At 65.1% G+C, this 25,177-nt stretch carries 18 protein-coding genes; 5 read left to right on the forward strand and 13 right to left on the reverse strand.

Translation table 11 applies throughout. The annotated features are described in order from the left end of the window. Positions 1–40: 40 nt before the first annotated feature. Positions 41–2,881 carry a DNA polymerase I gene (polA, locus tag EDF57_RS14110; protein WP_134094747.1) on the reverse strand — a complete coding sequence of 947 codons (2,841 nt, stop codon included), beginning with the start codon at positions 2,879–2,881 and terminating at the stop codon, positions 41–43. 247 nt (positions 2,882–3,128) lie between these two features. Between polA and EDF57_RS14115 the strand changes: the two genes are divergently transcribed. Next, positions 3,129–3,464 carry a hypothetical protein gene (locus EDF57_RS14115; RefSeq protein ID WP_134094748.1) on the forward strand — a complete coding sequence of 112 codons (336 nt, stop codon included), beginning with the start codon at positions 3,129–3,131 and terminating at the stop codon, positions 3,462–3,464. Between the two features lie 112 nt (positions 3,465–3,576). On the opposite strand, the gene EDF57_RS14120 is transcribed toward EDF57_RS14115, so the two are convergent. The 4 genes from EDF57_RS14120 to EDF57_RS14135 all read right to left on the reverse strand — a co-directional run bounded on the left by EDF57_RS14120 (position 3,577) and on the right by EDF57_RS14135 (position 8,470). Next, positions 3,577–4,683: a serine hydrolase gene (locus EDF57_RS14120; RefSeq protein ID WP_134094749.1), complete on the reverse strand. Its 1,107-nt coding sequence runs from the start codon at positions 4,681–4,683 to the stop codon at positions 3,577–3,579. A gap of 315 nt (positions 4,684–4,998) precedes the next feature. Next, positions 4,999–6,642 (reverse strand): chaperonin GroEL, encoded by a 1,644-nt coding sequence (gene groL, locus EDF57_RS14125; RefSeq protein WP_132264534.1) that lies wholly within the window; start codon positions 6,640–6,642, stop codon positions 4,999–5,001. Between the two features lie 47 nt (positions 6,643–6,689). Beyond that, positions 6,690–6,977 (reverse strand): co-chaperone GroES, encoded by a 288-nt coding sequence (groES, locus tag EDF57_RS14130; protein ID WP_086492655.1) that lies wholly within the window; start codon positions 6,975–6,977, stop codon positions 6,690–6,692. A gap of 164 nt (positions 6,978–7,141) precedes the next feature. Continuing rightward, complete coding sequence (locus EDF57_RS14135) at positions 7,142–8,470, reverse strand: MATE family efflux transporter (RefSeq protein WP_243654139.1); 1,329 nt, start codon at positions 8,468–8,470, stop codon at positions 7,142–7,144. A 198-nt stretch (positions 8,471–8,668) separates the two neighbouring features. On the opposite strand from EDF57_RS14135, the gene EDF57_RS14140 reads away from it, so the two are divergent. Both EDF57_RS14140 and EDF57_RS26015 read left to right on the forward strand, forming a co-directional pair. Further along, positions 8,669–9,118 carry a c-type cytochrome gene (locus tag EDF57_RS14140; protein ID WP_134094750.1) on the forward strand — a complete coding sequence of 150 codons (450 nt, stop codon included), beginning with the start codon at positions 8,669–8,671 and terminating at the stop codon, positions 9,116–9,118. Positions 9,119–9,236: 118 nt separating this feature from the next. Continuing rightward, positions 9,237–10,205 carry an intradiol ring-cleavage dioxygenase gene (locus EDF57_RS26015; RefSeq protein ID WP_134094751.1) on the forward strand — a complete coding sequence of 323 codons (969 nt, stop codon included), beginning with the start codon at positions 9,237–9,239 and terminating at the stop codon, positions 10,203–10,205. Between the two features lie 148 nt (positions 10,206–10,353). On the opposite strand, the gene EDF57_RS14150 is transcribed toward EDF57_RS26015, so the two are convergent. From EDF57_RS14150 to EDF57_RS14185, 8 genes are all read right to left on the reverse strand, one after another. After that, positions 10,354–10,977, reverse strand: coding sequence for a hypothetical protein (locus tag EDF57_RS14150; protein ID WP_134094752.1), 624 nt, complete (start codon positions 10,975–10,977; stop codon positions 10,354–10,356). A 119-nt stretch (positions 10,978–11,096) separates the two neighbouring features. After that, a complete protein-coding gene (locus EDF57_RS14155) occupies positions 11,097–12,044 on the reverse strand; it encodes a bifunctional helix-turn-helix transcriptional regulator/GNAT family N-acetyltransferase (protein WP_134094753.1) in 948 nt (315 codons plus the stop codon). Between the two features lie 177 nt (positions 12,045–12,221). Continuing rightward, entirely contained in the window at positions 12,222–12,596 is a 375-nt protein-coding gene (rplL, locus tag EDF57_RS14160; RefSeq protein WP_132264523.1) for a 50S ribosomal protein L7/L12, read from the reverse strand. A 123-nt stretch (positions 12,597–12,719) separates the two neighbouring features. Continuing rightward, positions 12,720–13,232 carry a 50S ribosomal protein L10 gene (gene rplJ / locus EDF57_RS14165; RefSeq protein WP_132264521.1) on the reverse strand — a complete coding sequence of 171 codons (513 nt, stop codon included), beginning with the start codon at positions 13,230–13,232 and terminating at the stop codon, positions 12,720–12,722. Positions 13,233–13,557: 325 nt separating this feature from the next. Beyond that, complete coding sequence (locus EDF57_RS14170; RefSeq protein WP_134094754.1) at positions 13,558–13,800, reverse strand: helix-turn-helix transcriptional regulator; 243 nt, start codon at positions 13,798–13,800, stop codon at positions 13,558–13,560. After that, positions 13,800–14,348, reverse strand: coding sequence for a DUF2975 domain-containing protein (locus EDF57_RS14175; protein ID WP_243841066.1), 549 nt, complete (start codon positions 14,346–14,348; stop codon positions 13,800–13,802). Before EDF57_RS14175 ends, EDF57_RS14170 begins: the two co-directional genes overlap by 1 nt. 24 nt (positions 14,349–14,372) lie before the next feature. After that, positions 14,373–14,570 (reverse strand): hypothetical protein, encoded by a 198-nt coding sequence (locus tag EDF57_RS14180; RefSeq protein WP_134094755.1) that lies wholly within the window; start codon positions 14,568–14,570, stop codon positions 14,373–14,375. Between the two features lie 321 nt (positions 14,571–14,891). Beyond that, entirely contained in the window at positions 14,892–15,971 is a 1,080-nt protein-coding gene (locus EDF57_RS14185) for a hypothetical protein (protein ID WP_134094756.1), read from the reverse strand. A 542-nt stretch (positions 15,972–16,513) separates the two neighbouring features. On the opposite strand from EDF57_RS14185, the gene rpoB reads away from it, so the two are divergent. Together rpoB and rpoC are read left to right on the forward strand one after the other, a co-directional pair. Continuing rightward, positions 16,514–20,668: a DNA-directed RNA polymerase subunit beta gene (gene rpoB / locus EDF57_RS14190; RefSeq protein ID WP_132264514.1), complete on the forward strand. Its 4,155-nt coding sequence runs from the start codon at positions 16,514–16,516 to the stop codon at positions 20,666–20,668. A gap of 77 nt (positions 20,669–20,745) precedes the next feature. Further along, complete coding sequence (rpoC, locus tag EDF57_RS14195; protein ID WP_132264512.1) at positions 20,746–25,065, forward strand: DNA-directed RNA polymerase subunit beta'; 4,320 nt, start codon at positions 20,746–20,748, stop codon at positions 25,063–25,065. Positions 25,066–25,177: the final 112 nt, after the last annotated feature.

Genomic DNA, 25,177 nt, shown 5'->3' on the forward strand with positions numbered 1-25,177 from the left:
CGCGGCTCACCTGCCGCCGGCGCCTCCCCAACTTGGGCCGTCAGTGCGCCGCGCCCCAGCTCAGGCCCGAGCCGATCTCCACGCCCAGCGGCACGTCGAGGCTGACGGAAGGCGCCGCCGCGCCGGCCATCACGCTGCGGATCACGTCGGACGCGGCCGCGACATCGGCTTCCGGCAGTTCGAACACCAGTTCGTCGTGCACCTGAAGCAACATGCGGACATGGCCAAGCCCCGCTGCCGCGAGCGCCGGGTTCATGCGGACCATGGCGCGCTTGATGATATCGGCGCTGGTGCCCTGGATCGGCGCATTGATCGCCGCGCGCTCGCTGCCCTGGCGCTCGGCGCCGTTCTTCGAGGTGATGCGCGGGAACCAGGTCTTGCGGCCGAACAGGGTCTCCGAATAGCCGCGCTCGCGCACTTGTTCGAGGGTGTGGACGATGTAGCGCTGGATGCCCGGGAACCGCTCGAAGTAGCGGTCGATCATGGCCTGGGCCTCGTCCGCCTCGGTGCCGAGACGGCCGGCGAGGCCCCAGCGGGAAATGCCGTAGAGGATCGCGAAGTTGATGGTCTTGGCGCGCCCGCGCGTGTCGCGGTCCACGGTGCCGAACATCTCCATCGCCGTGCGCGAGTGAATGTCCTCGCCCTCGGCGAACGCTTCCTTGAGGCTGGGCACGTCGGCCATATGCGCGGCCAAGCGCAGTTCGATCTGCGAATAGTCGGCGGCCAGCAGGACATTGCCCGGCTCGGCCACGAAGCAGTCGCGGATCTGGCGGCCGATTTCGGTGCGGATCGGGATATTCTGGAGGTTTGGATCGGTGGAGGACAAACGCCCGGTCTGGGCGCCGACAAGGCTGTAGCTGGTATGGACCCGCCCGGTCCGCGGGTTGATCGCCGCCTGCAGGGCCTCGGTATAAGTCGAGCGCAGCTTGGAAAGCTGGCGCCATTCCAGCACCTTGGTGGCGACTTCGGCGCCCTGGGTGGCCAGGCCCTCCAGGACCGACTGGTCGGTGGAATACTGGCCGCTCTTGCCCTTCTTGCCGCCCTTGTAGCCAAGCTTCTCGAACAGAATATCGCCGAGCTGCTTGGGGCTGCCGATGGTGAATTCCTGGCCGACCTTGCCGTAGATCTCGCCTTCCAGCGCGCCGATCGCCTCGGCGAACTGGCTGGAGAGACCGGCCAGCTTCTCGCGGTCCACCTTGATGCCGTGGCGCTCCATCTGCGCCACGACCGGGATCAGCGGGCGGTCGACCCGCTCGTAGATGCGCGTGCCGCCTTCGTCCGCAAGGCGCGGCTTGAGCAGGGCGTGGAGGCGCCAGGTCACGTCGGCATCTTCGGCCGCATAAGGCGTGGCGCGGTCCAGCGGGACCTCGCCGAAGGGGATCGCCTTCTTGCCGGTACCGCAGACGTCCTTGAAGGCCATGGTCTTGTGCGAAAGGTGGCGTTCGGACAGTTCGTCCATGCCGTGCCCGCCGCCGATGCCCTCGATCTGGCGGCCGGCATCGAGGCAGAAGCTGACGATCATCGTATCGTCCACCGGCGCCACGTCTATGCCGTGGCGGGCCAGCACATTGAGATCATACTTGATGTTCTGCCCGACCTTGAGCACCGCATCGCTCTCCAGCAGCGGCTTCAGCAGCGCCAGGGCAGTCTGCAGCGGCACCTGCTGCGGCTTCTCGGCGAACATGTCGGTGCCGCCATGGCCGAGCGGAATATAGCACGCATCGTTCGGGCCGAGCGCAAGGCTGACGCCTGCCAGATCCGCTTTCATCGAATCGAGCATCGATGTCTCGGTGTCGATGGCCACGACATGCGCGGCCAGCCCGCGCGCCACCCAGCGCTCCAGCGCTTCCACGGTCTGCACGCATTCGTAGGCGGCATAGTCCACCGCCGGCCATTCCGGCAGCGACTGGCGCGCCGCGCCCTCGGTGGGGCCGCTGGCTGCCGTGACCGGCTTGGCCGGGTGAAGCTGGGTCGGCCGGTCCGGGCTGCCGGTGCCGCCGTCCAGACGCTTGAGCAGGCTGGTGAAGCCGTGCCTGCCAAGGAATTCCGCAAGCGGCGCGGGCGGGATCGCGTCCAGCTTGAAATCCTCCAGCGCCATCGGCAGCGTGCAGTCTTCCTTCAGAGTGACCAGCACCTTGGACAGGCGGGCCTGCTCGGCCTGTTCGATCAGGCGCTCCTGGAGCTTGGATTTCTTCATCGACGGCGCAGCGGCGAGCGCGGATTCGAGGTCGCCATAGTCCTGGATCAGCTTCGAGGCAGTCTTGGGGCCGACGCCGTAGACACCGGGCACGTTGTCCACCGAATCGCCCATCAGCGCCAGCACGTCGCCCACCTTTTCGGGCGGGACGCCGAACTTCTCGACCACTTCGGGAATGTCGATGCGCTGGTTCTTCATGGTGTCGAGCATGTCGACGCAGCCGCCACCGATCCCGCATTTGCCGACCAGCTGCATCAGGTCCTTGTCCGAGGACACGATGGTCACGTCCCATCCCTGCGCCGTGGCGGCGCGGGCGTAGGAGGCGATCAGGTCGTCCGCCTCGAAGCCTGCTTCCTCGATGCAGGGCAGCGAGAACGCGCGGGTGGCGTCGCGGATCAGCGGGAACTGGGGGACCAGATCCTCGGGCGGCGGGGGGCGGTTGGCCTTGTAGTCGTCGTAGATATCGTTGCGGAACGAATGGCTGCCGGCATCGAGGATCACCGCCAGGTGAGTCGGGCCGTCGGCCTTGTTCAGGTCGTCCGCGAGCTTCCACAGCATCGTCGTATAGCCGTAGACCGCGCCCACCGGCGTCCCTTCCGGGTTCGTCAGGGGCGGCAGACGGTGATAGGCGCGGAAGATGTAGGCCGAGCCGTCGACGAGGTAGAGATGCTGCTTGGAATCCATGGCAAGACCACTAGCAGCGCGGGCGCGGGCCGTCAGCAGGGCAGTGGAAAGAGACGGGTGAAATCACCCGGCGGAATAGATGGAACCAATTCGCTCCCCCGTCGTTTGCCCGCGACTGCTTGAATCGCGCGTCCGAGCGGCCTAGTTTCTCCTTCCACGGGGGGAAGCCGCCCGCATCCGCGCGGATGGGCTCACAGGGTTTGTCTTTTCAGCAAACGCTTTCAGCAAACGAGGGAATACCGAGAACATGCGCAAGATCGTTATCGCCGCCACTGCCGCCGTCGCGGCCCTGTCGCTCGCCGCCTGCTCCGAGAAGACGCAGGACGCCGCATCGGACACCGCCACTTCGGCTGCCAGCGACGTGTCGGACGCTGCCGATGACGTGGGCGATGCCATGACCGATCTCGGCGCCAAGGCTTCGGACGCTGCGGGCGACGCTGCCGACGGCGTGAAGGATGCCGCTGCCGACGCTGCCAAGAAGGCCGAAAAGACCACTGACGACATCGCCGCCGATGCCGAGAAGGCCGCCGCCGACGTCACCGATGCGGAAAGCACCCCGCACGACGCCGCCGACCAGCACTGATCCTCGGGGACCGGGCGCCCGCCGCCCGGTTGCGATTACGAAAAAGGCGCTTCGGACCCGGTCCGAAGCGCCTTTTTCGTGGCCTTCTGCACGGCCGGGGCCGTGCGGAAGCTCAGCGCACGGCAGTGCGGTAGGAAGAGCCTTCCGCCAGGTAGCCCTCGTAGATGGCGCGGGCGATGCTGGCGATACGCGCCTCGCGGTTCGGGCGCGTGCCCTGTCCGGTGACATAGATCGCCACGGCATAGGCCCGGCCGTCCGGCGTCTCGATGATGCCGATGTCGCTGGAAGTGTTGTTGAGCGATCCGGTCTTGTGCGAAACCGAAACTTCGGCGGGAAGCCCCGCGCGAATGCGCCGCTTGCCGGTGACGGTGCGGCTCATGGCGCCGAGCAGGACGTCGCGGCCCTGCTTGCTCATCCACTTGCCCTGGTAGATGCCCGAGAGCAGTTCGACCACCGCGATCGGCGTCGCGCTGTCGCGCTTGTCGACGACCTTGGCGGGATCGATGGCGCCATCGTCGCGGACCAGGGTGGCGATGTCGCGGTCGATATGCCACTCATCGATGCCGGTCCGGCGGACCCAGGCGTTCACGGCCGATGGCCCGCCCACCACCTTGAGCAAGGCGTCCGTGGCGTAGTTGTTCGAGCGGGTGATCATCAGCTCGATCAGCTGGCGAGCGCTCATGTAAGTGCCGGCCCGCACCGGCGCGACGGCGCTGGAGAACGGCGCGGAGGGCACTGGAACCATCAGCGGGAACTCGCTGGAAAGCGTCCATTTGCCCTTGTCCACGCCTTCCAGGAATGTCGCGGCAATGGCGATCTTGCTGGTGCTGGCCATGGGAAAGCGCTGGTTGCCCAGCACGTCGACCATGCGTCCGGTGGACAGGTCCACCGCCGCGACGCCGATGCGGCCCTGCGAGGCGTTCGCCACCGAAGCGAGCTGCTTACCGAAATCGCTGGAATACGTGCGCGGCGCCCGTTCCTCGGTGCCGAACACCGAATCGAACGAATCCTGCACATCGCCGATGGCCCCGGCCTGATAGCTGGAACCCGACGCATTGACGACACCCGAATGGGCGCGGAACTGCGTCCGGACTTGCGCCTGCGCCGGTGCCAGCGACAAGCTGCCCAGCGAAAGGCCCGCGGCGACCAAGCCCGCAATCTGAAGGAAGCGCCCCGTGCCCTTGCGGCACTGCGCAACGAGTTTCTCTGCCCCGATCATGCAGATCCCACCCTGTACTTGTACATGTTCCTACAGAGTTAACGGTAACGAGATAAAGCGCCAGCCCGGCGCGACGAACTGCATGTTCCATGCGGGCAATTGCTCGGAATCGTACAATCCTTTCGCCCAGATGAACGAATCCGTTGAGCGAAGGTAATACTGGCTGGCTGAAAACCGCTCCCATCCTTTCGTCATTGCTCGCAATGACGAACTTGGAGAGGAGTAGGCGAATGTCGTTGCCGTTTACCCGGCCAAGAAAAAGGGCCGGAAGGATTGCTCCTTCCGGCCCCAATTCGCGTCGGTGACGGGAGTGGCTTAGAAGCCGCCCATGCCGCCCATGCCGCCCATGTCGGGCATTGCCGGCATGGAGGCCTTGTCTTCCGGCTTGTCGCTGATCGCCGCTTCGGTGGTAATCAGCAGGCCGGCAACCGAAGCCGCATCCTGCAGCGCGGTGCGAACGACCTTGGTCGGGTCGATGACGCCGGCAGCCTTGAGGTTCTCGTAGACGTCGGTCGCGGCGTTGAAGCCGATGTTCTCGTCGGTCTGGTCGAGCAGCTTGCCTGCAACGACGGCGCCGTCGCTGCCGGCGTTCTCGGCGATCTGCTTCACCGGAGCCGAGATCGCCTTGCGGACGATGTCCACGCCGCGGGTCTGGTCTTCGTTCGCGCCGGCCAGGCCGTCGAGAGCGCGGATCGCGTAGAGCAGCGCGGTACCGCCGCCGGGGACGATGCCTTCTTCAACCGCAGCGCGGGTCGCGTGGAGAGCGTCGTCGACGCGGTCCTTGCGTTCCTTCACTTCGACTTCGGTGGCACCGCCGACCTTGATGACGGCAACGCCGCCGGCCAGCTTGGCCAGGCGTTCCTGCAGCTTTTCACGGTCGTAGTCCGAAGTGGTGACTTCGATCTGCGAACGGATCTGCTCGACGCGGCCCTTGATTTCGTCATGCGAACCGGCGCCGTCGACAATGACGGTGTTGTCCTTGTCGATGGTGACCTTCTTGGCTTCGCCAAGCATGCCGAGCGTGACGCTCTCAAGCTTGATGCCGAGGTCTTCCGAGATCATCTCGCCGGCGGTCAGCGTGGCGATGTCGCCCAGCATGGCCTTGCGACGATCGCCGAAGCCCGGAGCCTTGACGGCTGCGATCTTCAGGCCGCCACGCAGCTTGTTGACGACGAGCGTGGCAAGAGCCTCACCCTCGATGTCTTCGGCGATGATGAGGAGCGGACGACCCGACTGCACCACGGCTTCCAGGATCGGAAGCAGCGCCTGGAGCGACGAAAGCTTCTTTTCGTGGATGAGGATGTAGGGGTTTTCGAGCTCGACCGTCATCTTGTCGGGGTTGGTGACGAAGTAGGGCGAGAGGTAGCCGCGATCGAACTGCATGCCTTCGACGACATCGAGTTCGAATTCGAGACCCTTGGCCTCTTCAACGGTGATCACGCCTTCCTTGCCGACCTTCTCCATCGCTTCGGCGATCTTCTCGCCGACTTCGACGTCGCCGTTGGCGGAGATGATGCCGACCTGGGCGATTTCGGCCGAACCGGCGACCGGGGTCGAGCGGGTCTTGAGGTTTTCGACGACCTTGTGGACGGCGAGGTCGATACCGCGCTTCAGGTCCATCGGGTTGATGCCGGCGGCAACCGACTTCATGCCTTCGCGAACGATCGCCTGGGCGAGAACGGTCGCGGTGGTGGTGCCGTCACCGGCCTTGTCGTTGGCCTTCGAGGCCACTTCGCGCAGCATCTGCGCGCCCATGTTCTCGAACTTGTCCTTGAGTTCGATTTCCTTGGCGACCGAGACACCGTCCTTGGTGATGCGGGGAGCGCCGAAGCTCTTCTCGATCACGACGTTGCGGCCCTTGGGGCCCAGGGTCACCTTGACGGCATTGGCGAGGGTGTCGACGCCGGCGAGAATGCGTTCACGCGCGTCGCGGCCGAACTTTACGTCCTTGGCTGCCATTTTGAATTCCTTTTAGAAAATCTGGAAAATGCGGAAATCGTCGATTCTCAGCCGATAACGCCGAGGATGTCCGATTCCTTCATGATCAGCAGGTCTTCGCCGCCAACCTTGACTTCGGTGCCGGACCACTTGCCGAACAGCACGCGGTCGCCGACCTTGACGTCGAGCGGAGTGATGGTGCCGTTTTCGGCGCGGGCGCCGGTGCCGACGGCGACGATTTCGCCTTCAGCCGGCTTTTCCTTGGCGCTGTCGGGGATGATGATGCCACCGGCCGTCTTTTCTTCGGCCTCGACGCGGCGCACGAGAACACGGTCGTGCAGCGGGCGGAAAGTCATGGGGATCTCCCTAATCCTACGAACTAAAGGGCAAGAAACTGGAATTGGCACTCATGGTTGTAGAGTGCCAACGGCCGTGGATATGGTTCTGGCCCGAGGCGACGTCAAGCGCATCGCTTCCAAAAATTTCTCACCCGGTATGGGCGCGGGATGAGACGAGACGGTTACACCCGGTCGAGGTGGAACTCTTCGCGCCAGTGCCAGCGCGCCAGCAGCAGCACCGCCGCCACGGTCAGCCCCACGGCCAGGCCGATCCACACGCCCACGCCTTCCAGCGGGGTGAACAGGCCGAGCAGGGCCGAGGTGGCGAAGCCCGTGACCCAGTATCCGAACAGCGCGATGGCCATCGGCACGCGGGTGTCCTGGATGCCGCGCAGAGCGCCGGCCGCCACCGCCTGAAGCCCGTCGGTCAGCTGGAATATCGCCGCCACGAACAGGAAATGCAGCGCGAAACCCACCAGCACGGCGTTTTGCGGCGCCTCCACGTCGACATAGGCGGAAAGGATGAACCGCGGCGCCAGCAGCATGGTCGATGCCGAGAGGACCATGAAGATCATCGCCACGGTGATCGCAGCCCAGCCTGCCAGGCCCACGCCGATGCGGTTGCCCGCGCCGTAGTGATAGCCGACCCGGATCGTCGCGGCCTGACCCACGCCGAAAGGCACCTGGAAGGCAAAAGCCGCGATCTGGAGGGCGACGGTATGGGCGGCAAGCTGCGCTTCGCCGATGCGCCCCATCAGGAACGCGGCGCCGCTGAACAGCCCGCCCTCCGCAATGAGCGTCGCCGCGATCGGCAGGCCGAGCGAGAGGATCTGGCGCAGGCGCTGCCATTCGGTCCGCCAGATGCGCCCAAGCACATGATAGCGGCGCAGGCGGCGGTCGCTGCGGATGGCCACGATATAGGCCAGCACCATCACGCAGGCCGTGGTGATGCTGGCCAGCGCGGAACCCATGAGGCCGAGCGCCGGAAAGCCGAAGTGTCCGAAGACCAGCACGTAGTTGCCGGTGGCATTGACGCCGATCGCCAGCGCCGTGATCACCGTGGCGAAGAACGGCCGGCCCAGCGCGGAAACGAAGGTGCGCAGCACGTTGGCGATGGTCATTGGCAGCACGGCGATGCTCACCAGCCTGAGGAAGGCCGACGCCGTCACGGAAACCTCGGGATCCTGCCCGGTGGCTTCCATCAGCAGGTTGCCCAATTGCGACAGCGCGATGGCGCCGAGGCTGAACAGGACCGCCACCCACAGCGCCATGCGCGTCGAGCGGCGCACTTCGCGCACGGAATTGCGGCGGCGGCCGATTTCAGCAGCGATCAGCGGGGCAACCGCGCCGGTCACGCCATTGATGCCCATCATCATCAGCGCGACGATCGCGATCGCCAGGCTCGAGGCCGCCAGGGCCTGCTGCCCCAGGCGTGCCACGAAAATCACGTCGGTCGCGAAGACCGCCATCTGCAGCAGGTTGGCGAGTGCCAGCGGACCGGCAAGACGCATGGTGGCGCCCAATTCGGCGCGAAAAGTCGAAGGTAGAAGGTGCGAAGCCATTATCGGTCAGGGCGATACGGGAGCGGACCGACAAGCGAAAGGAAATTCCTGCCGATTTCCTGCGGCTTCAAAGGCCGATTTGCGCTGCATCATGGCTTTCCATCCCACGCCCGGTCGAATAGGCACCACCGCAGCGCCGGAGGAACCATGACGCCTGCACGCCTTACTACTGTTGCTTCCCTGATCGCCCCCCTGCTCGTCCTCACCGCTTGCGGCGGATCGGGTCAGGATAAGTCCGAAACCGCGCAGACTTCCGCGGATGCCGGAACGTCCGCCAGCCCTGCGCCCGGCAATGCCCAGGCTGCCGCCGATGCGCCGGCGGCCTTTGCCGTCTGCCGTTCTTGCCACGCGGTGGAACCGGGCCGCAACGGCGTCGGCCCCTCGCTGTTCGGGATTGTCGGTACCAAGGCCGGCGACGTACCCGGCTACAACTTCAGCCCCGCCCTCAAGGCTTCGGGCGTGACCTGGGACCGGCAGTCGCTCGACACCTGGCTCCAGGGTCCGATGAAGATGGTGCCCGGCACGAAGATGGTGATCGGCGTGCCCGATCCGAAGAAGCGCCAGGATGTGATCGACTACCTCGAATCCCTGAAGTGAGACCGTCGCCCGGCCCCCCGCCGGGTTACCATCGGCGACAATTTACGACCGCGATCCGCCGCTTCACGCTGCTAGGGCCTGCCATGGTGCGACATGGCTTCCAGCAGAAGAAGAACGGATGGACAGACAGGAACGGGAAGGCCTCGCGGCGGACCTGACGCGGATCGAACAGATGAATCTCGGCCGGCGGCGAATGCTTTCGCTGGGCGCGATCGGCGGACTCGCCGCGCTAGCCGGCTGCGCTGCGCCTGCGGGCCGGAGCGGGCCGCCGTCCGGCGGCTGGGCCGGCCCACCGGCTGACGGCATGCGCGGCCCACCGCCCGGCGGCAGGCGCGGTCCCCCGCCCGGCGGCTTCGGCGATCATGGCCCGGGAGGACCGCCGCCGCAGATCGACAACGGCCCGGTCGTCACCGGCACCGCACCCAACGGCACGCGCTGCGTGGCCTTCGCGCGTGAGACCGAGGGCCCCTACCCTGCGGATGGCTCCAACACGGCGCGCGGACAGGTGGCCAACGTGCTCGGCCGCTCGGGCCTGCAACGCCAGGACATTCGCAGCGACATCGGCGGCGGCAACACAGTGCCCGGCATCCCGCTCGACCTCTCGCTGCGCCTTGTCGACGTCAACACCGGCTGCATGCCACTTCCGGGCCATGCCATCTATCTCTGGCACTGCGATCCGAACGGCCAGTATTCGCTCTACGATCAGCCGGATCGCAGCTGGCTGCGCGGATTGCAGGTCACTGACGACAACGGCCTCGTCCGGTTCCGCACGATCGTGCCGGGGTGCTACATGGGCCGCTATCCCCATATCCACTTCGAAGCCTTCACCAGCCTGCCGATCGCGACGGCGGGGAAATTCGCGCGCCTGACCTCGCAGCTCGCCGTCCCCGCAGAGACCTGCGACGCGGCCTACACGTCCTCGATCTACGCGCGCTCGGCGCGAACCTGGGCGCAGTCCCGCGAGATCGCGCGCGACATGGTTTTCGGCGACAATGGCACCGAGCGAATCAAGGTGATGACACTGGAGGTCGGCGGCTCTGCGGCGGGCGGCTTCCAGGGGAGCGCCGTCATCGGCCTGGCCGGCTGACTTGGCCTGGCCGGCTGACTTGGGTTGGCCGGCTGACTTGGGTTGCGAAATGAAGGGCGCCGCGGGTACGCGCGGCGCCCTTCTTTCCACCGGTCCTTGCGGGGGGTGAGGCCGAAGGTGCGGCCAGAGCCAGGACCGGGAAAGCGAATCAGACCTTGCGGCCGGGCGGGACCTGCTGCTCGGCAGCGGGCTCGATCCGGGCGGGGAGAGCGGCCGGGATGGCACGGTTCGTGGCCCCGGCGGCATCGCAGCCGTCCGAAGCGGCTTGCGTCATCTTCGGCGCCGCGCCGGAGCCGTCGGAGCTGTAGGAGACCGAGCGTGTGCAGCCCCGCGCGTCGGTGGACGAGGAATAATACGTCACATGCGAGCCGGCCGGCATGTCTCCGGCCAGGATCACGCCGGGTGCACCCTGCGCATGGCCGCCGGCCACCGCCTGCTGCTGCATCTGCGCGGCATGGCGCTGGACGAGCGCCGCCTGCTGCATCATCGCATCCATGTGCGCATCCATCGCTGCCGAGATCCGCGCCATTGCCATGAAGGGATCGGCCATGACCCCGCCATCACCGGCATCACCGGCCTCGGCGGCGGCTTCCACGGGCACGACTTCCACTTGCGGCGCGGTATCGCCGAAGTAGCGAACCTGGATCTGCGAACCGTCCGGCGCGTCGACGTTCATCGTGTGCAGCCTGGCCGTGGCTGCTTCGGCCACGCCCGCGCCCAGCAGGGCCAGCCCGGCAGCGCCGAAAAGATAGGTCCTCGAAGGCATTCGCATGGGCAAACAACTCCTGAAAGTGGGCCGTCGGTGCAGCCCTTCCGGAGGCGAAAGCTGCGCCCGCCAAGCTGAACGCCGGATGACGGCGCCCCTTCGCTTCAGGCCCGCGCAGGCTCAGCTCATCGCCTGTGGAGCATGGCCACGTCGCATCGCTCGTAGCGCGCGCCGTACTGCGCCATGATCCCGGCATCGTGGCGGAAACCCAGCTTTTCGTAGAGGTGGATCGCCGCCTCGCAGTGCCTGTTGGTCAGGAGATAGAGCGGATCGGCGCCCATCTCCCCTGCCCGCGCAATCATGGCATCGAGCAGGAATTCCCCGGCCTTCAACCCGCGTGCAGAAGCCCGCACCCCCATTTTCGTGAGTTCGAACGACCGCTCGCCCGTCTTCTGCAACGCGCAAGTGCCGACGATCCCCAGCCCTTCCGCCTCCACGAACAGGATCGCCCCGCCCGGATCGACGATCCGCTGGCGCGGGTTTTCCAGAACCTCGCGATCGGTGGGTTCGAGGCGGAACATCGCCGCGATCCACTCCGCATTGATGTCGTGGAAATCCTGGGCAAGGCCATCCTCGAATTCGCGAATGCGCAGGACGGGCGGCTTCAGCCGATCGTAGCGCGCCACCATCGAGGATTCGTCCAGCGCGTTCTCGACCCGCTCCAGAAGCGCCAGCAAGGCCGCGGTGTCGCCGCCGCACATCTCGTCCACGGCCAGCCCGATGCCGGGCCAGACATGCATGCGCGTCCGCGCCATGGCCGTTTCGCCGGCCGGGGTGAGCGATACGTGCCGCTGACGAAGGTCGCTGCCCTGGGCTGTCTGAACCAGCCCCTGTGCGGCGAGCTGGCCGATCGCGCGCGTGACGCCGGGCTGGCTGGAGCCCACGGCCTCGGCCAGCTGGCCGATCGTCCTGGCGCCATCGTCAAGCGCGGCCAGCAGCGGCATCTGGCCCGGCTGCGCGGGAATCCCCGCCGCCTGGATGATCTGCGCGGCATCGCCCTGGAGCCGCTCGGCCAGGCGCTTGAGGCGGCTGCCGAGATAGACACCGCCGAGACGGGCGATCACATCGGTCATGCATTCAACTCCATATCACGTTATATATCGCGTTATGGAGATAAGCCCGGACCGTCAAGCGGGCAAAAAGAAAGGGCGGCTCCGGAGAGCCGCCCTTCCCTGTCTGCTCGGAAGAACCGAGAGATCGATCCCGGAGCGAATCCGGGAGAATCCTTGCGGGCCGAAACCCGCAGCGGATTACTTGAGCTCGACGGTGCCGCCGGCTTCTTCGATCTTCTTCTTGATGTCTTCGGCTTCGGTCTTGTTGACGCCTTCCTTGACAGCCTTGGGAGCGCCTTCGACGAGAGCCTTGGCTTCAGCGAGGCCCAGACCGGTGATGGCGCGGACTTCCTTGATGACCTGGATCTTCTTGCCACCGTCGCCGGTGAGGATGACGTCGAATTCGGTCTTCTCTTCGACAGCGGCGCCAGCGTCGCCGGCCGGGGCAGCAGCCACGGCAACAGCGGCAGCGGCGGAAACGCCCCATGCTTCTTCAAGGGCCTTGGCGAGGTCAGCGGCCTCGAGGACGGTCAGCTGCGACAGTTCTTCAACAAGCTTGGCGATATCGGCCATGATAATAACTCCTGATCTGTGGTCCCGGGGTGCTGGATGCGGTCCACCGGGATAAATCGAAACGAATAGAATTGCTTAGGCTTGCCCTTTGGCGATCTGCGAGAGACCGCCTCAGGCCTGAGCTCAAGCAGCCTTGTCGGCGTAGGCAGCGAAGACGCGCGCCAGCTTGGCCGCCGGAGCGGTCTGAAGCTGTGCGATCTTGGTCGCCGGAGCCTGAACGAGGCCGATGAGCTTGGCGCGCAGTTCGTCGAGCGAGGGCATCGAGGCGAGAGCCTTGACACCATCGGCGTTCAGAACCTGCGAACCCATCGCGCCGCCGACGATCTCGATCTTGTCGGTCGTCTTGGCGAAATCGACGACGGCCTTGGCTGCTGCGACGGGGTCCACCGAGGTGGCGATGGCCGTCGGGCCGCTGAGGAAGTCGCCGATACCGACATAGTCGGTGTCCGCGATGGCAAGCTTGGCAAGACTGTTCTTTGCAACCTTATAGGTAGCACCGGCATCACGAATCTTGCCGCGCAGGGCGGTGGACTGGGCCACCGACATGCCGAGGTTGCGGGTGATGACCACCACGCCGACCTCGTTGAAGACTGCGTTGAGCTGGGCGACCGAATCGGCTTTCTGCAAACGATCCATGCCTTACTCCTTCACATGTGACCGCTTGGGACTTGCATCCCGCACGGCCGGCTACGTTTGTCCGAAGCGCAAATGCACTTCGGGCGAGTCCGTTGGCGATGGGGAAGGAGTTTTTCGTGCCGAAACACGAACCTGGCACCACATTCCGCGAAGGAATGCCGGGCCGGAAATTTTCCTGTTCCCCGTCTAGGCTGGAAATTAAGCCCTCGCAAATCGAGGGCACCAACTGTCTCGGACGGATGAACCATGGGCCGGGACCCATGTGGTTCGGCCGCGCCTTTGGCTGAAAGCGCGGCCCGAGTCAAGTTTCGCGAGTCAATCGATCTCAGATGGCCTCGCCGGCGGCATCGTAGCCCAGCAGGTCTCCGGGCTGGCAATCCAGTTCCCGGCAGATCGCTTCCAGCGTGGAGAAGCGGATGGCCTTGGCCTTGCCGGTCTTGAGGATCGAGAGGTTGGCCAGGGTGATGCCGATGCGCTCGGCCAGTTCGGTCAGCGTCATGCGGCGGGCATGGAGCAGGTCGTCGAGCTTCACCACGATATTGCCTCCTTCTGTGCTGTCTTCGCCCATCAGACCGTCCCTTCCAGTTCGGCGCGCATCTCGGCGCCCTTGCGGAAGACCCGCGCCAGGATGAACAGGATCAGCATGAGCAGCAGGCCATTGCCCGAGATGCCGCCGATCGAGTCCAGATGAGTCTCGCCCTTGCCGATCTTGTTGATCAGCGCGCCCAGCGCCGAGAGCGGCAGGCCGAGAAGCTGCACGACAAGGCTGAGCCACGCCATCTGCGTCAGCCGCCGGGCGTTCTCGGGGACGAAGGGGTCGCCGTCGCCCACGGTGCCGACGATGCGCTTCAGCAGTTGGAATATTCGGAACAGCACCCCGCAGAGGACCGCCGCGAGGACCAGGATCCCGCTGACCACCCAATAGAACTGCGGCAGCAGCAGCGGCATTTCCTTGGCCATTTCCGCCGAGATCTCGTTCTGGAACGCCAGCATCGCCGGGATCGCGACGAGGCAGGCGCCGATGGCGAGGGCCATCGTGCCCATCAGGAACCAGAGCATGCCCTTGGCAATGGCGAGCAGCGGATCGCGGGTGAGCGCGTGCATGGTGGAAGTCATCGTCCTGCCCCTTTTCTGTTCGGCTTACATCAAGGCCGGCGCGACGGGCGCGGCGATGACGATGCGCGTGACGGCGCCGTCGCGGGGGGCCGTTTCATGGACCACCGTATCGGCCGCATGCGCGGGCGTGGAGATCGTCGGCAGCCAGAAGCCGGCGACGAAAGCCAGGGAAAGGACAATGGCGAAAGGTCGGCTGGCGGCCTGGGTAGTCGAGAAGATCATTGTTCGTTCTCCGATATGCCTGATATCGAAATTCAATAAACTCGATTCGGCATATCGTCAAACAATAATATTGAAAAACGATATGAGGCTCGTTGCTTTTCGAGAAGCACAATCGAAAATGCACGGAAATCCGCCACCCCGGATCCGGTCCCCGAGTGCCTCCCACGCCCTGCTCCACGGGCCGCCGCGGGAAGCGACGGCCATGCCGGGTCTGTCAGGTCAGGCCCCGCGAATCGCGCAGGCAACGAAAAGCGGGGCGGCTCCCTGAGGAACCGCCCCGCACACGCCGGCTTGCCGCGTAGGGGTTACGGCAGCGCGGCGTCAGACCTCGACCGGTTCCTTGCGCCCGGCAATTGCCGGCGCGGCGGGCGTGGTCGTTGGCTTGTACGTGCGCCAGTCGAAGGGCTTGCCCTCGGTCTGCGCATGCTCGCGGCGTTGCAGGATCAGGCGCGCGCGGCGCATGCGGCCCTTGCGCGAGGTGAAGGGATTGGCGGCGTCAGGCGGCGCATCGACCATGGCTTCGAGCAAGGCCCGGCGATCCTGCTGCAAGGGCACGGGACCTTCCGCCATCGCATCGGCCGAAGGACCTGTTGGCGGCGGGATCACGGCCGCGGTCGCAATCGGCACGGCGGCCTCGGCAGGACGCGCCTCCGCGGCGGGTTCCAGCGGCTGCACATAGGCCCTGTCGTCGACGGAGGTCGCTGCCCAGGGCTCGGAATAGGAATCAGCCTCCGGTTCGGGCTTGCGACGGCGCATCATCATCGCCGCAATACCCGCACCGGCCACACCAAGGGCCGCCAGCAGGCCGAGGACACCCTCGACCGGCAGACCCTCGTTTCGGGCCGCTCCATTTCCGGCAGGAGCGCTGGCAGCGGGCGCAGCCAGCGCGGCCGCGGATGGGCTAGCGGAAGCTGCATCACGCGGCGGCGCAGCCACGGGCGGCGGAGCATCGCCGCGGGCGAGCGCCCCGTCACGCGCGGCGCCTGCATCGGCCGCCGTAGGCGCGCGGGTCGGCTCGGGAGCCGAGCGGGCGACAGCCCGCGCCGGAGCGGTACTGCTGGCCGCCTCGGCAGGCGCTGCAGGCAGCGGCGCCGCATTGCTTGCGCCCGACGCTGGTTCAGGGGTGGCCGCTTCCGGCGCAGCCACGGCCGGTTCTGGACTGAAATCGGGCAGCACGACCTGTGGCGCGACCGGAGCGGGCGCCGGCGGCACGGCGCTGGGAAGAGCAGGCACCACGACCGTGCTGGGAACCGGCGCCGAGCCCGGCTGGGTCGGCAAGGTGGTACCGGACGTCATGTCCTGGGCCTGAGCCGGGGCCAGAGCCGAGGTTGCAGAAAGCACGAGAACGGCGGCAATCGCCGTTACCGCGCCATACGAGCGGGGGGCGGGATCTTTTTCCATGCAAGCTCAATGCATGGGAGACGATGAAGTTACGCCGAAATGACTTGCCAAGAGACGAAAGGAAATGAAAAGCCGGACGAAATGCACACATCTACGCATTTATACACATATCCGTTCGACTCTGCCGCGCTCTATTAAATTGACGCCGCCGGATGTTAATTTGACGTTCACGCGAAAATTGACGATACTATCGCCTCTGGATTGACGCGCGCCCTCCGCTTTCGCGAATCTTTCTGCGCGCCATCGCCAGACGGTTTGACACCAGGCCCCTCCACTTCTATATGACGCCCTCGCTCGATCGCTTCGAGCAAGGCTTGTCCATGCGCGGGGACAGGCCCGGGAAGGAAGCGATACGGGTTTCATCTGACGCAGAAGGCTGCTGGCCGCATCGGTAAAACTCCAGGTTTTCCGCGCGTGCCGGGCGGCCTTTTGGCGTTTCGGATGCCCTGCCCACGCAGGGATAACGTCACTCGCGACGACGAATTTTTCCGGCCCGATTCACGCGAATCGGTCCTTTGAAGCGAAGAGGCAAAGACCAGCTCATGGCCACCAAGCCCGCAAGCGTCCGCTCTGCAAAGAAGCGGATCCGCAAGATCTTCGGCGACATCCACGAAGTCGTCCAGATGCCCAACCTGATCGAAGTCCAGCGCGAGAGCTACGAGCAGTTCCTGCGCTCGAACCCTGCGACGGGCTACGTCTCGGGCCTGGAAAAGACCCTGCGTTCGGTCTTCCCGATCCGCGACTTCGCCGGCACCAGCGAACTCGACTTCGTGCACTACGAGCTGGAAGAGCCGAAGTACGACGTGACCGAGTGCCGCCAGCGCGGCATCACCTATGCGGCCCCGATGAAGGTCACGCTGCGCCTCATCGTGTTCGAAGTCGATGCCGAGACCGAGACCCGCTCGGTCCTCGATATCAAGGAGCAGGACGTCTACATGGGCGACATGCCGCTCATGACCGAGAACGGCACCTTCTTCATCAACGGCACCGAGCGCGTGATCGTCTCGCAGATGCACCGTTCGCCGGGCGTCCTGTTCGACCACGACCGCGGCAAGACCCACTCCTCGGGCAAGTTCCTCTTCGCGGCCCGCGTGATCCCCTACCGCGGTTCCTGGCTGGACTTCGAGTTCGACGCCAAGGACATCGTCAACGTCCGTATCGACCGCAAGCGCAAGCTGCCGGTGACCTCGCTGCTGTTCGGCCTCGGCCTCGATAACGAAGCGATCCTCGACTACTTCTACGAGACGGTCACCTGGAAGCGCGGTTCGGGCGGCTGGCAGCTGCCCTATCAGTCGGAAGCCTGGCGCGGCGCCAAGCCCGCCTTCGACATCGTCGACGCCAAGTCGGGCGAAGTCGTATTCCCGGCCGGCACCAAGATCAGCCCCCGTGCCGCCAACAAGGCGCAGAAGGACGGTCTTGAAGAGCTGCTGATCCCGACCGAGGAAATCTTCGGCCGCTATTCGGCCAAGGATCTCATCAACGAGTCGACCGGCCGCATCTACATCGAAGCCGGCGACGAAGTTTCGCCCGAGAACCTCGAGGCGCTCGACCAGGCCGGCATCGACCAGATCGACCTGCTCGACATCGACGACGTGAACACCGGTCCCTGGATCCGCAACACGCTCAAGGCCGACAAGGCCGAGAACCGCGACATGGGTCTGGAAGCGATCTACAAGGTCATGCGTCCGGGCGAACCGCCGACGAAGGAAACCGCCGAAGCCCTCTTCGCCGGCCTGTTCTTCGACGCCGACCGCTACGACCTCTCGGCCGTGGGCCGCGTGAAGATGAACATGCGCCTGGGCCTCGATGCCGAGGACACCGTCACCACGCTGCGCGTCGAGGACATCCTCGCCGTAGTCAAGGAACTGGTCGGCCTGAAGGACGGCAAGGGCGAGATCGACGACATCGACAACCTCGGCAACCGCCGCGTGCGTTCGGTGGGCGAGCTGCTCGAGAACCAGTACCGCGTCGGCCTGCTCCGCATGGAGCGCGCCGTGAAGGAGCGCATGTCGTCGGTGGACGTGTCGACGGTCATGCCGAACGACCTCATCAACGCCAAGCCTGCCGTGGCCGCCGTTCGCGAGTTCTTCGGTTCCTCGCAGCTCTCGCAGTTCATGGACCAGACCAACCCGCTGTCGGAAGTCACTCACAAGCGCCGCGTTTCGGCCTTGGGCCCGGGTGGTCTCACCCGTGAGCGCGCCGGCTTCGAAGTCCGCGACGTTCACCCGACGCACTATGGTCGTATCTGCCCGATTGAAACGCCGGAAGGCCCGAACATCGGCCTGATCAACTCGCTGTCGACTTTCGCGCGCGTCAACAAGTACGGCTTCATCGAAACCCCCTACCGCCGCGTCGTCGACGGTCATGTTTCGAAGGACGTCGTCTATCTTTCCGCCATGGAAGAGCAGAAGCACACCGTCGCGCAGGCGTCGGCTGAGCTGAACACCGACGGTTCGTTCGTCGAGGAACTCGTCTCGGCTCGCCAGAACGGCGAATTCGTGATGAGCCCGCGCGACCAGATCACGCTGATGGACGTTTCGCCCAAGCAGCTCGTCTCGGTGGCCGCCTCGCTCATTCCGTTCCTGGAAAACGACGACGCCAACCGCGCGCTCATGGGCTCGAACATGCAGCGTCAGGCCGTGCCGCTCGTGAAGGCGGACGCTCCGTTCGTCGGCACCGGCATGGAAGAAACCGTTGCGCGTGACTCCGGCGCCGCGATCTCGGCGCTGCGCGCCGGCATCGTCGACCAGGTCGACGCAACGCGTATCGTCATCCGCGCCTCGGGCGATATCGAACCCGGCAAGTCCGGCGTCGACATCTACCGCCTGCAGAAGTTCGAGCGTTCGAACCAGTCGACCTGCATCAACCAGCGTCCGCTGGTGAAGGTGGGCGAAGTGATCCAGGCCGGCGACACCATCGCCGACGGTCCTTCGACCGAGCTGGGCGAACTGGCCCTGGGCCGCAACGTGCTCGTCGCGTTCATGCCCTGGAACGGCTACAACTACGAAGACTCCATCCTGATCTCCGAGCGGATCGTGAAGGAAGACGTCTTCACCTCGATCCACATCGACGAGTTCGAAGTGATGGCCCGCGACACCAAGCTGGGTCCGGAAGACATCACGCGCGACATCCCGAACGTCGGCGAGGAAGCCCTGCGCAACCTCGACGAAGCGGGCATCGTCTACATCGGCGCGGAAGTGCACCCGGGTGACATCCTGGTCGGCAAGATCACGCCGAAGGGCGAAAGCCCGATGACGCCGGAAGAAAAGCTCCTCCGCGCCATCTTCGGTGAAAAGGCTTCGGACGTCCGCGATACCTCGCTGCGTCTGCCGCCGGGCGTTTCGGGCACCATCGTCGACGTGCGCGTGTTCAACCGCCACGGCATCGAGGTCGACGACCGTACCCGCGCGATCCAGAACGAGGAAATCGAACGCCTCGCCAAGGACCGCGAGGACGAACGCGCCATCCTCAACCGCGCCACCTACAACCGTCTGAAGGACATGCTTCTCGGCCAGGTCGCCGCTTCGGCGCCCAAGGGCATCAAGAAGGGCGTGGACATCACCGACGAGGTGCTGGACGAGGTCGAGCGTCACGAGTGGTGGAAGTTCGCCGTTGCGGACGACCACATGCAGTCGCAGCTCGAAGCGGTGAAGACCCAGTACGACCTCACCGTCAAGGCGATCCAGGAGAAGTTCGAGGACCGCAAGGAGAAGCTGGAACGCGGTGACGAACTCGCGCCCGGCGTGCTCAAGATGGTCAAGGTCTTCGTGGCCGTGAAGCGCAAGCTTCAGCCGGGCGACAAGATGGCCGGCCGTCACGGCAACAAGGGTATCATCAGCCGCATCCTGCCGCTGGAAGACATGCCCTTCCTCGAGGACGGTACCCCCGTCGACTTCGTGCTGAACCCGCTGGGCGTGCCTTCGCGCATGAACGTCGGCCAGATCTTCGAAACGCACCTCGGCTGGGCCGCTCGCGGCCTGGGCGCGCGTATCGGCGCAGCTCTGGACGACTGGCGCGCAGCCAACCCGGATCCCGTGGCCGGCGAACCGCCGGAAGCGGTCCGCGAGCTGCTCAAGGAGGTCTACGGCTCCAACTACACCGCCGAGATCGAGGCGCGCAGTGACGAGCAGATCGTCGAATTCGCTCAGTCCGTCCGCAAGGGCGTGCCGATGGGTTCGCCGGTCTTCGACGGCGCCGTCGAGAAGGACGTCACCGACATGCTCCGCCTCGCCGGTCTCGACGAGTCGGGCCAGGTGGACCTCTACGACGGCCGCACCGGCGATCGTTTCGACCGCAAGGTGACCGTCGGCTGCAAGTACGTGCTCAAGCTGCACCACCTTGTCGACGACAAGATCCACGCACGTTCGATCGGCCCCTACTCGCTCGTCACCCAGCAGCCGCTGGGCGGTAAGGCGCAGTTCGGTGGCCAGCGCTTCGGTGAAATGGAGGTCTGGGCTCTCCAGGCCTACGGCGCGGCTTACACGCTCCAGGAAATGCTGACGGTGAAATCGGACGACGTGGTCGGCCGCACCAAGGTCTACGAAGCGATCGTCAAGGGCGACGATACTTTCGAGGCCGGCATCCCCGAGAGCTTCAACGTGCTCGTCAAGGAAATGCGCTCGCTGGGCCTCAACGTCGAGCTTACCAGCCACGACGACAACGAGGACGACGACGGCGTGGCCCTGGCGGCGGAATAACGGGATCGGGCGGGGCCCGCACGGCCCCGCCTTCCCTTCCTTCCGCCTCGAGAATTCACCCCCAGAGGGACTGAAACATGAACGACCTGACCAAGTTCACCAACCAGATGGCGAAGCCCGAGACCTTCGATCAAATCCAGATCGGTCTGGCCTCGCCCGAGCGCATCCGCTCCTGGTCCTTCGGCGAGATCAAGAAGCCGGAAACCATCAACTACCGTACGTTCAAGCCTGAGCGTGACGGCCTTTTCTGCGCCCGCATCTTCGGTCCCGTGAAGGACTACGAATGCCTTTGCGGCAAGTACAAGCGCATGAAGTACAAGGGCGTCGTCTGCGAAAAGTGCGGCGTCGAAGTCACCGTCACCAAGGTGCGCCGCGAGCGCATGGGCCACATCGAGCTGGCCGCACCGGTCGCGCACATCTGGTTCCTGAAGTCGCTGCCTTCGCGCATCGGCCTGCTGCTCGACATGCAGCTCAAGCAGCTTGAGCGCGTTCTCTACTTCGAAAGCTACATCGTGATCGAGCCGGGCCTGACCCCGCTCGAGAAGTACCAGCTCCTCACCGAAGACGAGATGCTCGACGCCCAGGACGAGTACGGCGAGGATTCGTTCTCCGCCGGCATCGGTGCCGAGGCGGTGAAGCACATGCTCATCAACCTCGACCTCCAGCAGGAGCGTGCGGACCTTCTCCAGGAACTTGAGACGACCAAGTCGGAACTCAAGCCCAAGAAGATCATCAAGCGCCTCAAGGTCGTGGAATCGTTCATCGATTCGGGCAACCGCCCCGAGTGGATGATTCTCGACGTCGTGCCGGTCATTCCGCCCGAACTGCGCCCGCTGGTGCCGCTGGACGGTGGCCGCTTCGCGACCTCGGACCTCAACGACCTCTATCGCCGCGTCATCAACCGCAACAACCGCCTGAAGCGCCTGATCGAGCTGCGTGCGCCGGACATCATCGTCCGCAACGAAAAGCGCATGCTGCAGGAAGCGGTCGACGCCCTGTTCGACAACGGCCGCCGCGGCCGCGTCATCACCGGCGCCAACAAGCGTCCGCTGAAGTCGCTGTCCGACATGCTCAAGGGCAAGCAGGGCCGCTTCCGTCAGAACCTGCTCGGCAAGCGCGTCGACTATTCGGGCCGTTCGGTCATCGTGACCGGACCGGAACTCAAGCTGCACCAGTGCGGCCTGCCGAAGAAGATGGCGCTCGAACTGTTCAAGCCGTTCATCTACGCCCGTCTGGACGCCAAGGGTCTTTCCATGACCCTGAAGCAGGCCAAGAAGTGGGTCGAGAAGGAGCGCAAGGAAGTCTGGGACATCCTCGACGAAGTCATTCGCGAGCACCCGGTCATGCTGAACCGCGCGCCGACGCTTCACCGTCTGGGCATCCAGGCGTTCGAGCCGGTCCTGATCGAAGGCAAGGCGATCCAGCTGCACCCGCTCGTCTGCTCGGCGTTCAACGCCGACTTCGACGGTGACCAGATGGCCGTCCACGTGCCGCTCTCGCTGGAAGCCCAGCTGGAAGCGCGCGTGCTGATGATGTCGACCAACAACATCCTCTCGCCGGCAAACGGCAAGCCGATCATCGTGCCTTCGCAGGACATGGTTCTCGGCCTGTACTACCTGTCGATGGACCGCATCGGCGAGCCGGGCGAGGGCATGAAGTTCGCGGACATGGCCGAAGTGCACCAGGCGCTTCACGTCGGTGCCGTGACGCTGCACTCGAAGATCGAGGCCCGCGTGCCGCAGACCGACGAGAACGGCGAGCAGTACATGAAGCGCTTCGAGACCACTCCGGGCCGCATGCTGCTGGGCGAATGCCTGCCGAAGTCGCACACCGTGCCCTTCGACGTCGTCAACCGCCTTCTCACCAAGAAGGAAATTGGCGACGTCATCGACCAGGTCTACCGCCACACCGGCCAGAAGGACACGGTGCTGTTCGCCGACGCGATCATGTCGCTCGGCTTCCGCAACGCGTTCAAGGCGGGCATCTCCTTCGGCAAGGATGACATGATCATCCCGGACTCGAAGGAAGCCCTGGTCGGCGAAACCAAGGAACTGGTTGCCGACTACGAGCAGCAGTACCAGGACGGCCTGATCACCCAGCAGGAAAAGTACAACAAGGTGATCGACGCCTGGAGCCGTTGCGGCGACCAGGTGGCGAACGCCATGATGGAAGAGCTGAAGGCTCAGCCGGTCGATCCCGAAACGGGCCGCATGGCCCAGATCAACTCGATCTACATGATGAGCCACTCCGGTGCGCGTGGTAGCCCGGCACAGATGAAGCAGCTTGGCGGTATGCGCGGCCTCATGGCCAAGCCGTCGGGCGAGATCATCGAAACGCCGATCATCTCGAACTTCAAGGAAGGTCTGACCGTTCTTGAATACTTCAACTCGACCCACGGTGCTCGTAAGGGCCTGGCGGATACGGCGCTCAAGACGGCAAACTCGGGTTACCTGACCCGCCGTCTGGTCGACGTGTCGCAGGACTGCGTCGTCGTGATCGAGGATTGCGGTACCGAGCGCGCGCTGGAAATGCGTTCGATCGTGCAGGGCGGTTCCACCATCGCCTCGCTCGCCGAGCGTATCCTGGGTCGTACCCTGGCCGAGGACATTGCCGACAAGGAAGGCAACGTCATCGCCGCCAAGGGCCAGCTCCTGGACGAAGCCGCAGTGGCTGCGATCGAGGCGACCGGCCTGCAGGCTGCCCGCATCCGTTCGCCGCTGGTCTGCGAAGCCCAGCAGGGCGTTTGCGGCAAGTGCTACGGCCGTGACCTCGCACGCGGTACGCCGGTCAACATCGGTGAAGCTGTCGGCGTCATCGCCGCACAGTCGATCGGTGAACCGGGCACGCAGCTCACCATGCGTACCTTCCACATCGGCGGCGCCGCCCAGCTGAACGAAACCAGCCACCTGGAATCGATCTGCGAAGGCTCGGTCGAATATCGCGACATCCCGACGATCGTGGACAAGCGCGGCCGTCGCCTCTCGCTGGCCCGTAACGGCGAAATCGTCGTGATGGACACCGAAGGCCGCGAGCGCGCCATGCACCGCGTGCCTTACGGTACCGTGCTGCTCCACACCAATGGTGCGAAGGTGAAGGAAGGCGAACGCCTGGCCGAGTGGGATCCGTTCTCGCTCCCGATCATCACCGAAACCTCGGGTACGGTGAAGTATCAGGACCTGATCGACACCCGCACGCTGACCGAGCATGTCGACGATGCGACCGGCATGACCAGCCGCGTCGTGACGGAAGACCGTTCGTCGCGCACCGCGAAGAAGAAGGAGGACCTGCGTCCGCGCATCACCCTTCTCGACGACGCGTCCGGCGAATCCGCGCGCTACATGATGGCGCCGGGCACGACGCTCTCGGTGGAAGACGGCCAGACCGTCGAGGCCGGCGACATCATCGCCCGTGCCTCGCGCGAAGCCGCCAAGACCCGCGACATCACCGGCGGTCTGCCGCGCGTTGCCGAACTGTTCGAGGCCCGCAAGCCGAAGGACAACTCGATCATCGCCAAGGTCTCCGGCCGCATCGAGTTCGTGCGTGACTACAAGGCCAAGCGCAAGATCGCGATCATCCCGGAAGAGGGTGATCCGGTTGAGTACCTGATCCCGAAGAGCCGCGTGATCGACGTGCAGGAAGGCGACTTCGTCAAGAAGGGCGACAACCTGATTTCGGGCTCGCCCGATCCGCACGACATTCTGGAAGTTCTCGGCGTCGAGGCACTTGCGGAATACCTCGTGGCGGAAATCCAGGAAGTCTACCGCTTGCAGGGCGTGAAGATCAACGACAAGCACATCGAGACGATCGTTCGTCAGATGCTGCAGAAGGTCGAGATCACGGCCGGTGGCGACACCACCCTGCTGCCGGGCGAACAGGTCGACTACGAGGAAATGTTCGAGATCAACAGCAAGCTTCCCGAGGGCAAGATGCCCGCGGAAGGCAAGCCGGTGCTGCTCGGCATCACCAAGGCGTCGCTGCAGACCCGCTCGTTCATCTCGGCGGCGTCGTTCCAGGAGACCACCCGCGTGCTCACGCAGGCGGCTGTCGAGGGCAAGAAGGACTCGCTCATCGGCCTCAAGGAAAACGTCATCGTCGGCCGCCTCATCCCGGCGGGTACCGGTGCCGGCATGAACCGCGTCCGCGTGGCGGCCACCAGCCGCGATGCCGCCCTGCGCGCGTCCTACCGCCGCCTGCAGGAATCTCTGATCGCCGCCAACACGGCGGAAGAAGAGCATGCTGCCGAACTGGCCCAGGGCCCGGAAGCCGCGATCGGCAACGATCCGCTTGCAGCGGTCGAGGGTGAAACCCATGGTCTGGACGCCGATGCCGGCGATTACCTGATCAAGGGCGACGACCAGTCGGAAGGCGAACAGCCGGAAGGTGGCGACGAGGCGTAAGTCTCCCCGCTACCGCCTGACAGGCAGAATAAAGGCCCCGCCGGAGCGATCCGGCGGGGCCTTTTGCTTTGGGCATGACGGGCCTGCGTCAGGACGGTGCGGCCAAGAGGCG

Origin of the sequence: Novosphingobium sp. PhB55, assembly GCF_004368805.1 — a bacterium.
Taxonomy (GTDB): Bacteria; Pseudomonadota; Alphaproteobacteria; order Sphingomonadales; family Sphingomonadaceae; genus Novosphingobium.

Bases quoted from the DNA above. Each gene is read 5' to 3' on its own strand.
- polA (WP_134094747.1), bottom strand. From the start codon at position 2,881: ATGGATTCCAAGCAGCATCTCTACCTCGTCGACGGCTCGGCCTACATC.
- groL (WP_132264534.1), bottom strand. From the start codon at position 6,642: ATGGCAGCCAAGGACGTAAAGTTCGGCCGCGACGCGCGTGAACGCATT.
- EDF57_RS14155 (WP_134094753.1), bottom strand. From the start codon at position 12,044: ATGACCGATGTGATCGCCCGTCTCGGCGGTGTCTATCTCGGCAGCCGC.
- rplL (WP_132264523.1), bottom strand. From the start codon at position 12,596: ATGGCCGATATCGCCAAGCTTGTTGAAGAACTGTCGCAGCTGACCGTC.
- EDF57_RS14175 (WP_243841066.1), bottom strand. From the start codon at position 14,348: ATGACTTCCACCATGCACGCGCTCACCCGCGATCCGCTGCTCGCCATT.
- EDF57_RS14135 (WP_243654139.1), bottom strand. From the start codon at position 8,470: ATGCGTCTTGCCGGTCCGCTGGCACTCGCCAACCTGCTGCAGATGGCG.
- EDF57_RS14140 (WP_134094750.1), top strand. From the start codon at position 8,669: ATGACGCCTGCACGCCTTACTACTGTTGCTTCCCTGATCGCCCCCCTG.
- EDF57_RS14150 (WP_134094752.1), bottom strand. From the start codon at position 10,977: ATGCGAATGCCTTCGAGGACCTATCTTTTCGGCGCTGCCGGGCTGGCC.
- rpoB (WP_132264514.1), top strand. From the start codon at position 16,514: ATGGCCACCAAGCCCGCAAGCGTCCGCTCTGCAAAGAAGCGGATCCGC.
- EDF57_RS14185 (WP_134094756.1), bottom strand. From the start codon at position 15,971: ATGGAAAAAGATCCCGCCCCCCGCTCGTATGGCGCGGTAACGGCGATT.
- EDF57_RS14120 (WP_134094749.1), bottom strand. From the start codon at position 4,683: ATGATCGGGGCAGAGAAACTCGTTGCGCAGTGCCGCAAGGGCACGGGG.
- groES (WP_086492655.1), bottom strand. From the start codon at position 6,977: ATGACTTTCCGCCCGCTGCACGACCGTGTTCTCGTGCGCCGCGTCGAG.
- EDF57_RS14180 (WP_134094755.1), bottom strand. From the start codon at position 14,570: ATGATCTTCTCGACTACCCAGGCCGCCAGCCGACCTTTCGCCATTGTC.
- EDF57_RS26015 (WP_134094751.1), top strand. From the start codon at position 9,237: ATGGACAGACAGGAACGGGAAGGCCTCGCGGCGGACCTGACGCGGATC.
- rplJ (WP_132264521.1), bottom strand. From the start codon at position 13,232: ATGGATCGTTTGCAGAAAGCCGATTCGGTCGCCCAGCTCAACGCAGTC.
- EDF57_RS14115 (WP_134094748.1), top strand. From the start codon at position 3,129: ATGCGCAAGATCGTTATCGCCGCCACTGCCGCCGTCGCGGCCCTGTCG.
- rpoC (WP_132264512.1), top strand. From the start codon at position 20,746: ATGAACGACCTGACCAAGTTCACCAACCAGATGGCGAAGCCCGAGACC.
- EDF57_RS14170 (WP_134094754.1), bottom strand. From the start codon at position 13,800: ATGGGCGAAGACAGCACAGAAGGAGGCAATATCGTGGTGAAGCTCGAC.